Annotated in this window: 11 protein-coding genes and 2 pseudogenes; 7 read left to right on the forward strand and 6 right to left on the reverse strand. The window is 69.0% G+C overall.

Features of this window, described 5'->3' with window-relative positions:
• Positions 1-476: 476 nt before the first annotated feature.
• Positions 477-803: an ATP-binding protein gene (locus BEK98_RS51200; RefSeq protein ID WP_341869054.1), complete on the forward strand. Its 327-nt coding sequence runs from the start codon at positions 477-479 to the stop codon at positions 801-803.
• Between the two features lie 62 nt (positions 804-865).
• Complete coding sequence (locus tag BEK98_RS45585) at positions 866-1,399, forward strand: GNAT family N-acetyltransferase (RefSeq protein WP_094222716.1); 534 nt, start codon at positions 866-868, stop codon at positions 1,397-1,399.
• Positions 1,400-1,845: 446 nt separating this feature from the next.
• Here BEK98_RS45585 and BEK98_RS49390 read toward each other — a convergent pair whose 3' ends face one another.
• Complete coding sequence (locus tag BEK98_RS49390) at positions 1,846-2,022, reverse strand: hypothetical protein (RefSeq protein WP_167444442.1); 177 nt, start codon at positions 2,020-2,022, stop codon at positions 1,846-1,848.
• Between BEK98_RS49390 and BEK98_RS45590 the strand changes: the two genes are divergently transcribed.
• The 3 genes and pseudogenes from BEK98_RS45590 (at position 2,015) to BEK98_RS45600 (ending at position 4,080) form a co-directional block, all read left to right on the forward strand.
• Positions 2,015-2,440, forward strand: coding sequence for a group II intron maturase-specific domain-containing protein (locus BEK98_RS45590; RefSeq protein ID WP_244202279.1), 426 nt, complete (start codon positions 2,015-2,017; stop codon positions 2,438-2,440). The two genes, BEK98_RS49390 and BEK98_RS45590, sit on opposite strands and share 8 nt — an antisense overlap.
• A gap of 114 nt (positions 2,441-2,554) precedes the next feature.
• Positions 2,555-2,802 (forward strand): annotated as a pseudogene (locus tag BEK98_RS45595) (ATP-binding protein); the annotation flags it as partial.
• Positions 2,803-3,696: 894 nt separating this feature from the next.
• Positions 3,697-4,080 (forward strand): hypothetical protein, encoded by a 384-nt coding sequence (locus tag BEK98_RS45600; RefSeq protein ID WP_143684262.1) that lies wholly within the window; start codon positions 3,697-3,699, stop codon positions 4,078-4,080.
• On the opposite strand, the gene BEK98_RS50595 is transcribed toward BEK98_RS45600, so the two are convergent.
• The 5 genes and pseudogenes from BEK98_RS50595 to BEK98_RS45620 all read right to left on the reverse strand — a co-directional run bounded on the left by BEK98_RS50595 (position 3,992) and on the right by BEK98_RS45620 (position 7,503).
• Entirely contained in the window at positions 3,992-4,717 is a 726-nt protein-coding gene (locus tag BEK98_RS50595) for a trehalase-like domain-containing protein (protein ID WP_341869055.1), read from the reverse strand. The genes BEK98_RS45600 and BEK98_RS50595 overlap by 89 nt on opposite strands.
• Positions 4,686-5,552, reverse strand: a pseudogene (locus BEK98_RS45605) (IS701 family transposase); the annotation flags it as partial. The pseudogene BEK98_RS45605 and the gene BEK98_RS50595, both read right to left, overlap by 32 nt.
• A gap of 397 nt (positions 5,553-5,949) precedes the next feature.
• Positions 5,950-6,246 (reverse strand): hypothetical protein, encoded by a 297-nt coding sequence (locus BEK98_RS45610; RefSeq protein WP_094222719.1) that lies wholly within the window; start codon positions 6,244-6,246, stop codon positions 5,950-5,952.
• Positions 6,247-6,451: 205 nt separating this feature from the next.
• The gene (locus BEK98_RS45615; RefSeq protein ID WP_094222720.1) at positions 6,452-6,721 is read right to left on the reverse strand and encodes a hypothetical protein; all 270 of its coding nucleotides are present in this window, start codon (positions 6,719-6,721) and stop codon (positions 6,452-6,454) included.
• Positions 6,722-6,903: 182 nt separating this feature from the next.
• Positions 6,904-7,503 (reverse strand): TetR/AcrR family transcriptional regulator, encoded by a 600-nt coding sequence (locus tag BEK98_RS45620; protein ID WP_094222721.1) that lies wholly within the window; start codon positions 7,501-7,503, stop codon positions 6,904-6,906.
• A gap of 86 nt (positions 7,504-7,589) precedes the next feature.
• Here BEK98_RS45620 and BEK98_RS45625 point away from each other — a divergent pair, with 86 nt between their 5' ends.
• Together BEK98_RS45625 and BEK98_RS45630 are read left to right on the forward strand one after the other, a co-directional pair.
• Positions 7,590-8,360 (forward strand): SDR family NAD(P)-dependent oxidoreductase, encoded by a 771-nt coding sequence (locus tag BEK98_RS45625; protein WP_094222722.1) that lies wholly within the window; start codon positions 7,590-7,592, stop codon positions 8,358-8,360.
• A 209-nt stretch (positions 8,361-8,569) separates the two neighbouring features.
• A complete protein-coding gene (locus tag BEK98_RS45630) occupies positions 8,570-9,157 on the forward strand; it encodes a hypothetical protein (protein WP_094222723.1) in 588 nt (195 codons plus the stop codon).
• Positions 9,158-9,229 lie beyond the last annotated feature (72 nt).

Consider the following 9,229-nt stretch of genomic DNA (forward strand, 5'->3'; position numbering starts at 1 on the left):
CACGAACTGCGCACCCCGCTGATGAGCATAGGCACCAACCTGGACATCCTGGCCGGTCACCCTGGGCTCCCCGAACCGGATCGCACGGAGGTCGTCGCCGCTCTGCGCCGCGAACACGGGCGGCTCCTGGGGCCTGCTGCTGATGCTGCGCGACCTCGGGCGCAGGGACCTGGTGGAGTCGGAGACGTTCCGCACCGCCGACCTGACGGAGATCGCGGAGGCGGCCGTCGCCGAGGCCCGGCGCCATACGCCCGGCGCGCTGATCGTGCTGGACGCCCCGGCGGGGATCACCGTGCGCGGCGGGGAACCGGGACTGCGGCTGCTGCTCGACAATCTGCTGGCCAACGGCGTGGCGCACGGAGCCGACGCGGGCGGGCTGGTGAGCGTGACGCTGGGGCTGCGGCGCGTGGGAGAGTGGATCGTACTCACGGTGGACGACGGCGGACAGGGAGTGCCGGGGGCTGGACCGGGAGCAGATCTTCGAGCGGTTCCGGCGCGGCCCGGCCAGCGCCGGCTCCGGGCTCGGCCTCACGCTGGTGGCCCAGCAGACCGCACTGCACCGGGGCGCCGTGACGGCCGGCGGCGCACCGGGCGGCACGGGGGCACGCTTCGAGGTGCGCCTGCCTGCCGGGGAGGGAGAACTGCCCAACCGCCGCGACTGGTTGATCGGGACAGCAGAGAAATATCGGTCACAAGGTTTCCTCAAAGAGGACTCCTACCCTGCCGCGGGTCGGGCGGACGAGTGGTCCGCCCGGGAACGGAGGAATGTGATTGAGCGATGGGACCTCATCGGCCTTCGGTGACGGCCCCGTGCTGCCGGAACTCATGGTGAGAGCCATAAGGAAGTAAAGGGCAAGATGGGACCATGACCGAGATCCACACTCCCCGTCTTCTCCTGCGCCGCTGGCTGGATGACGACCTCGTCCCCCTGTCCGAGATCCACGCCGACCCGGACGTGATGCGGTGGGTCGGCGACGGTGCGCCGCGCTCCTTTGAGGAAACCTCCCAGGACATCGAAGCCTGGGAGGAGGAGTGGGACGAGGAGGGTTTCGGGATCTTCGCCGTCGAACTCCTCGGATCCGGGGAGCTGGCCGGAGCGGTCGGCCTGTACCTCGCCGACTCCCCGCCCGCCATCGCGGACCAGGTGGCGATCGGCTGGCGGCTCGGGCGCCAGTACTGGGGGCAGGGCTACGCGTCGGAGGCGGCCCAGGCCACGCTCGAGTTCGCCCTCCAGGACCGCGGTCTGGACCGGGTCGTCGCCGTATGCCGCACTAGCGACACCGCGTCCGCGAACGTGCTGGACAAACTCGGCATGCGTGCGACGGGCACGGCGCAAGACCCGGACACGGGCCACGACCTGCGGGTGTACGGAATCGATCTCACAGAGTACGAGGCCTAACTACAGCCAGCGGTGGTCACCGTAGTCGTCGCCCCATGAGGCAGCCCAACACACACGGCGGCCACCGTGCGCGCTAGCGCTCCGAGCCCCGGCGCCATCCCGTGTCACCGGTGAGGCTGGGACGGGCGCCTCGCCCGGCTGACGCCCACCGCGCTGCGGCCGCGGCCGGCTGCTCCGGCTCGCCGTACGACGCACCCGCGGGCGCCTGCAGGTCACCGTCCGCACTCCGTACCCTCCGAGGCGGTGCGTCGTACAACCCGTTGGTCGTGTGCGGGTGGGCGCGGACAGCGGCATGGACCCGGTCGTGGTCGGCGCGTGCCGCTCCCAGCTCGGCCGGCGCTGACCGACACCGACCACGCGAGGCGGCCCGGACACCGAGGCAATGTCCGGGCCGCTGGCCGAGGCGGTCATGTCGGCCTTGGGCGCGTTCTTGTTGGTCCTCGGGTTCAGCCCTGCAGGGTGCTACCGGCCGGGTGAACGGTCTCGGGGTGCTTGGAGCCTCGGTGGGAGTCGCTGGGCAAGGCCAGCGGCTCGGCGGGCTCCGGCTGCCGGTGCTCGCTGAGGTAGCGGATGCCGTCTCCCTCCGGCGGGGTGCCAGTCTCCTCGGCGTCGGTGATGCACAAGATCAAGAAACTGACGGGGCGAAGTACGACGTCGCTCTCGTTGGAGGAGGTTCTGCGGACGGTCAACCCGGTCCTTCGGGGCTGGGCTGCCTACTTCCGCTACGGCGCATCGAAGAGAACGTTCTCCTACCTCGGCTGGTATGCGTGGTGGAGGCTGCTTCTCTGGATCCGCTACAAGCACCCCCGTCTGACCTGGAAACAGCTGAGCCGCCGCTACTACGGGGCGGACCGCATCACCGAGGTCGGAGTCGTTCTCTACAACCCGGCGAAGATGCGGGTCCAGCGATACACGTTTCGTAGAGCGCAGATCAGCACGCCCTACAACATCGACGAGGTCGATCCCGACGGAGCACGCTTCCGTCGGACGAACCACGACGATGTGGCCTTCGTCGGCCAGGTCAGCGAATATCTCGCCTGAAAAGCGGATCACGTGGAGAGCCGGATGCTCGGCCAACGGGCACGTCCGGTTCGGCGGGCGGGGACGGGAAAACCGGCAACGGAGACGGTGCACGGTGTCCCGTCCCCGACCCAACACATGGAACTCGACCGGCGGGGCGCCGAGCTCCTCTTTCAGGTTCTGACGGAGCGGGAGGAGAAGAACAGCGTGGCCATCGCCTCGAACAAGTCGTCTCTGGCTCGACCAAGACCTTCACCGACCCCCGCCTCTGCGCGGCCATCGTCGACCGTCTCACCTTCGGCGGCAACACCATCGAGACCGGCACGGACTCCTACCGCCTCGCCACCACCCGCGCCCGCGCCGAGCAACAGGCCGTCGGCTGAGCGCTGAGCGGCGAGGAACCACCCGACCCTCAGTTCTCCATGAATCGCTGGCGCCAATACCCGCAAGCACTGAACGGAGTTGCCAGCATGAGGTGAGAGCTGAGGGAGACGGCCCTGCGGTCGAACTCGGCGTCCAACCTGGCAACGAGCCTGCCGAGGTCAGCCCGAGCACCACGGGGAAGCCACAGCAGCACGTCCTCCAGACAGTCGCGGGCTACCAGAGGATCACAGCAGTCGCATCCCATCACCGGATCTGGCAGAACGCGCCCTGGTTGCCCCAGATACCACCGGCACTCGGCCAGGGCAGCGGCCACAGCCCCCGGCCACAGACGCTCTTCTTCCAACTTCCGGATCACTGCGCGAGTTGCCGCGGACACACCGTGGATCCGGCGAACCGGGACACCTTTTATGGGCCGCCAACGCTCCGCGCGCAGCCCCATCGGACGCCTACGCGGCATCGGCCTTTCGGGTCAACATGCCGTCATCTTTTCACGGTCCGTACTACCCGCGCATGCGATCACTGCGAGCCCGCGCCGCTTCGAGTGCTCTTACTTCTCACCGATATCCCTGCATTCTCTGGACGACGAGTGATGCCAGAACTCACCAACAGGTGCTCTCGCCCAAGACCTACGCAGCCAGAGCACCAGACACACCTGTGCCCGACCAAGGCCGACTGTAGCCCGGCAGAAGCCCAACCCGCGGCCGGGGCACGTCGCGGGGCGTGCCGGCACCCTGTGGCGCGCAGCGCCACAGGCCGTCCATCAGTGCTCGTCGCACAGAACGGGGCACAGCAGCCTACGATCTCCAGCAGCCAACGATCATGGACCGGGGGAAGAGCTCATGGACCACGCGAACGAGATGACAGCCGCCGACTCGGCCGGTGAATCAGCGACCATGCCATCCGACACTGGGGAAACCCGGGACGACTCTGCGGACGGCCACGCCGCATTGCGCGTGCGCGCGCGACGGATCTCCTGGTGGTCAGCCATCTGGTACGTCCTGGCCGCAGCGATGTGGGCACTGCTGTACTTCCTGCTGGCCGCGGACTACGGCCCCGAGGTCACGACCGACCGGGGCAGCGAGTCCCTGTGCCAAGCTCCGCTCCTCAACCCCTGGCCGGACAACCACATCTGCCAGACAGACCACCTGCACCAGTGGCCAACCCTGCTGGGCATCCTCGCGCTGGCGGTCATACCGTCAGTAGCCGCGGCGGCAACAACCGTATACGCGAAGCTTCTCCACCACCTCGCCCACCGGACCCTCCGAACCCCAGCTTGATCATCTCCTCAGCGTCGATGCACTCGCGCAGGTACCGGATTTGATCATGCACAGTGTCATCTCTCATGCGTCGCATCATCGCGCCCGCTGACGAGAGCCTGCCCGCCCAACCGCAACACCAGCCAAGACACACCACGCCCAGGGCCGGCCGTTGGCCGACTGAAGCACACCCCCTGCCGGGGGCTCGACAGAGGCTGAGACCGGGCCCCTGACGGGACCCGGGATCGCCGGGGGGACAGCCCGGGGTTGGTCCGGACGGAGCGCGGGCCGGGCCCTTAATCCGCCCCACCAGTTCCCGTCCTGGCGCCAGGGAAGTGTTGTCGGGGAGAGTCAGCGCATCGGTCAGCCTGACCGTGCCGTGCACGGTGGTGAACGTCGTCTCCAGCACGTTCGTGCCGGGCAGGTAGCGCCGGATGGCGGTGTACGGCACGTCGGGCTGGAGAAGGAACCGGCCGCCACGGACGGGGTCGAGCACGGCGGCAAACAGGCTCGGCGAGTCCAGGGCCGGCCAGGCCAGCCAGTCCACCGAGCCGTCGAGGGCAATGAGCGCGGCGCAGCGCCCGTCCCCGATCACCGCGTAGTACTCCAGCCGTAGATCGTGATCTTCATGTCTGATTCGCGGTTTGTCGTCGGTAATGGCTGGTCTGGGCTCGGGCCTGGTGTCGGCGTCGCCAGGCGGACCAGCGGAGGCGGTAGGCCACGTCGTGCACGGGCCGGACGACGAGCGTGGTGAACAGTCGCCGGACCTCGTTGCAGGGGAGCGGGATCAGCCCGTCCGGGGCGGGATGGCGGGCGTGTTCGTCGGCGCGGACGGCGGCGAGGAAGGCGTGGGCGAGCATGGCCCGGGTGACCCGGCGGGACCAGGAGGTGAAGCGGCGGACCTGGTGCTCGTCCAGTCCGGCCAGGCCCTTTCCGGACTGAAATGTCTCCTCCACCCGCCACCTCGCCCCGGCGACGCGGACCAGCGTGGCCAGGGGCACCGGGGCGGGCAAGAAGCAGCGGTGGTAGGCGAGTTCACCGGTGGTGCGGTTGCGGCGGATCAGCAGCCGGTGGCTGCCGGGCACTTCGGCCAGATCGATGACGGCCCAGTCGTATAAGCGGTGTCCCTTCGCGCCGGCCCCGGCCGACAGCTTCTGCCAGGCCCGCCTGGGCACCTTCGCGGCCAGGACATCCGTGCGGAACTTCCCCGCACCGGTGGTGACTTCGGCCGAGCAGGCGACGGCGAGGACGCAGCCGACTTCGCGCTCTTCCAGCGCGAGCCGCAGTTTCGGGTTACCGCCGTAGACTTCGTCCCCTGCAATCCAGCCCACGCGGTGCCCCGCATCGAGGAACCGGCCGATCATGCGGGCGGCCAGCTCCGGCTTGGTCGCGAAGACGGTGTCCGGAGCACGGTTGGACCGTCGCCTTCGACGACGATCTACCCGCCGAGGGCTTGGTCCAGCTGTTCGATCTGTGCCAGACGGCCCCGCCGGTTCCTACAGACGAGCTGAGTCCTGGCACCCGAGGCGCCATCTACTGGCACGGGGACCACTGGGCGACGACTGGCCTGCACGGAAACTGGGACCCGTTTGTGTTTGCGTGGGACTCCGAAGCCAAACGCTGGAACAGCCGCCTGGCGCCACCTGATGGCAGTGGCCACACGCCGACGGCTTCCCCCAGGTAGCGCGGATCTAGAAACCTGCATCTGCGTCTTCCCCACGGGTATCTGGGCACGTGTAGAGGGCTTCCAAATCAGGTTCTCAACCTTTCGAGGACCGAGCGTCGGAACGGCGTTGGAGCCCGGCAGCAGCGGATCGAGGAACGCCGTCGACGGCAGCAGGGCGAAAGCTGCTGATACCGGGAGGCCTCACCGTGGTGAGGGGGATCCTTTTACGGGTGTTGCGTTCCCAGGGCGTCCTGCGCGGCCTGCTGAAAGGCACGGTCCGGAGCGCGTTTCGCCTCGGCGGCCTGTTTGAAGCGCTCGTCGAACTCATCGAGTCGGCCGTGGCCCTCCCGCAGGGCAGCCGCGAACCAGTCCATCCCGACCTTCTCCCAGTCGTACATGGCCACCCGCAGCGCCTCGGCCGTGCTGAACTGTGTCCAGGCCTTGTGTGCCTCGGCGAATCCGGTCCGCCATTGCTCGGGGGTGGACTGCTCGTCCCAGACCAGGTCGGAAAACGCCACCACGCCGCCGACAGCAGTTTCGTGCTCGCGATGCACGCGCTATACGCATCCCGGCGTACGGTTCGCGTCGCTGCTTCCGGTCAGCGTGCAACTGCTGGCGCTGCTGGCGCCCTTGAGCGATCACGGAGACCCGGCCGCCGGCCACGGCTCCCAGCGCACCGATCGCCGTGCCCACCACACCCGCCACGCTCGCGTCCAGGTGGAGGTATTAGATCTCGGCACCGAGGCCGCGGCCAGGGTGTTTCCGGTCCAAGCACTGCAGGGCGACGCCGCGGTGGCCGGTGTACATCCCGAGGGTGGGCCCGTCGGTGTCGTCCGCCGCGATGAAGTACGGGCCGACGTGCAGCGGCACACCGACCTGCGCGAGGTGGGTGCGGGCCGAGGCCGGCACGGTTCCGTACGAGGCAGGCACGCTGATGCGGCGCAGCCCCTGGGGGCCGAACTGTGCGACGGCGGGGTCCGAGGGGAGCTCGGGCATCACAGACCTCTCACGGTGACGGATTTACCGGCTTCGGCTCATGCGCAGGCCGGGCGGGACCGGGGAGGGCTGTGACGAATCCGAGACGAGGCCCGGACGGGGTCCGGGCCGCAGCCGCGAATAGCCTCTGACCTGGGCATATGTCTCCTGACCCGGGCGGGGTCGCCGTCGGAACCGTCCTCTTACCCTGCCGTCCCCCGCAGGTGCTCGATCCCGGTGTCGAGCGCTGCCCTGAGGTGGGTCGAGTCGCCCGTGGACATCATGATGGTCACGCCTCCCTGGATGCCCGCCAGCAGTGCGGCGGCCGTCCGCTCCACGTCCAGAGCCGACGACACGAGCCCATTCGCCTGAAGGGCGCGCATGCCGCGGGCGAGCTGCTCCTGCCACTGTCGCATCAGCCCCGTCACGATGGCCCGCGCGCCCGGCCGGTCTCGGCCGACCTGCAGGAACAGCGACCCCAACGGGCAGCGGTCGCCCTGCCGTTCATAGCGCTCGACCACGACGTCCCGCCACTGCCGCCAGGACTCCCACGAGTCCAGCCGCCCCAGGTGCGGCTGTTGGTCCTTCAGGACGCGGTCCGCCTCGAACCGGGCCACCGCCAGCAGCAGTTCGTCCTTCCCGGCGGGGAAGTAGTGGAAGAGCTGGCTCTTGCTCGTACCGGTGCGGCCGCGGATGTCGTCGAGCGTCGTGAAGGCGACCCCCTGCTCGCGCAGCACCTCGGCCGCTCCCTCGACGATGCGGGCTCGTGTGGCACGGCCCTTCGCGGTCGGCGCGTTCGGCATATGCCCTCCTCCTTTTCTGGACTTGCAGGTCCATTTTCCGCGACGCACAGTGGTCCGCACATCGCCACGACCAGGGAGGTTGCATCATGAATGGACGGCTGCGGAACAAGACGGCGTTGGTCACGGGCTCGACCAGCAACATCGGACAGGCGATCACCGAAGCCTTCGCCGCCGAGGGAGCCCACGTCATCGTGTCCGGACGCAATCAGGAACGCGGGGCGCAGGTCGTCGCAGGGATCCGCGCATCCGGCGGCCGGGCCGACTTCCTGGCGGCGGACCTCGACGGCAGCGCGGAGGCTTCCCGGGACCTGGCTGCCCGGGCCCGTGAGACCTTGGGAGGTCGGATCGACATCCTGGTGAACAACGCCGGCATCTACCCGGCCCCCGGCACCACCGACACCGACGAGAAGACCTTCGACCAGGTCTACGCGGTGAACGTCAAGGCACCGTTCTTCCTCACCGCCGCCGTCGTACCGGCCATGGCGGAGTCCGGCGGCGGCGTGATCATCAACCTCGGCTCGTGGATCGCCCGCCTGGCCGTTCCTCTGGGCGCGCTCTACAGCTCCACCAAGGGAGCCATGGAGACGCTCACACGCGCCTGGGCCGCAGAGTTCGGCCCGTCGGGCGTGCGGGTGAACGCCGTCTCACCGGGCGTGATCCTGCCCACGACTCCGGAAGGCGGCGCCGCTCACCCGGGCGAGCTCATGATGAAGGGCACCCCGGCCGGCACCGTCGGCACCCCGGACGCCATCGCCCATGCCGCGGTCTGGCTGGCCAGCGACGAAGCGGCATTCGTGCACGGAACCGTGGTGGATGTCGACGGGGGCAGGACCGGGGTCGCCGTCATTGCCGCGTAGGGCCCAGAATCCTGTGACCTGGGCCTTCTCTCTGATCGCACCGCTGCTCGGGAAGCCTTCGCGAGCGCACGGCCCTCCTGGCGAAACCTGCTGCGCGCGCAGGGGGCACGCGGGCGGGGTCCCTGTACGTCAGGGGCCGGCAGGCATTCCGGCTTCCGACGGCACGGGCATGTGGTTGAACATGAGGTGTGCGATTCGATTCCGTCCCCATGCCGGCGAGCGTCGAGGCCAGACCTCGTGACAGCCGCGGCTATCCCGTACCCGCGATCACCCCGTGGGAGGGCAACGAGCCCCAGTTCGCGCTCACCGACTACGGGCGCAGCGCCGAGTGCGCGCGACAGCGTCTGTGTTCCGTCTGCAACACCCTGATACCCAAGGGTCCGGTGTGGCGGGTGGTTGGCGCCGCGGAGAGTTCCGCGATCCGCGAGGCGCTTGCTGCCGGGCGGCCGTACCGGAACATGGCGGCGACCCTGGAGGCTCCGGGGCACCGCGCGTGCATGCTCTACGCCTCGATGGTCTGTCCGTATCTGGCGCGCCCCAACGCTCGGCGGGGGCTGACAGCACAGAGCCCGGACGACATGACCTCGCATGTCGTCCGGGGTGCTGTTCGGGGTGAGCTGGGTGCTGTGGTGGGGTTCGGCGACTACGAGTTCGCCGTCACCAAAGCCCAGGTCCTGTTCCGTTTTCTCGATGTGGTCGAGTACCTGCCGCATGACACGGCCGACCGGCACCTGGCGGAGCTACGGGCCGAACTCGCCCGTTCCGGTGGCCGGTTGGGTGGCGGTCAGCCGCGGTAGGCGGGCAGGCCGGTGTGCCGGGAGACCTTGACGGGCTTGCCGAAGCCGTGGGCGGTCTTGGTGATGGTGTAC

The organism is Streptomyces diastatochromogenes (assembly GCF_002242805.1).
In the GTDB taxonomy this organism is placed as follows: Bacteria; Actinomycetota; Actinomycetes; order Streptomycetales; family Streptomycetaceae; genus Streptomyces; species Streptomyces diastatochromogenes.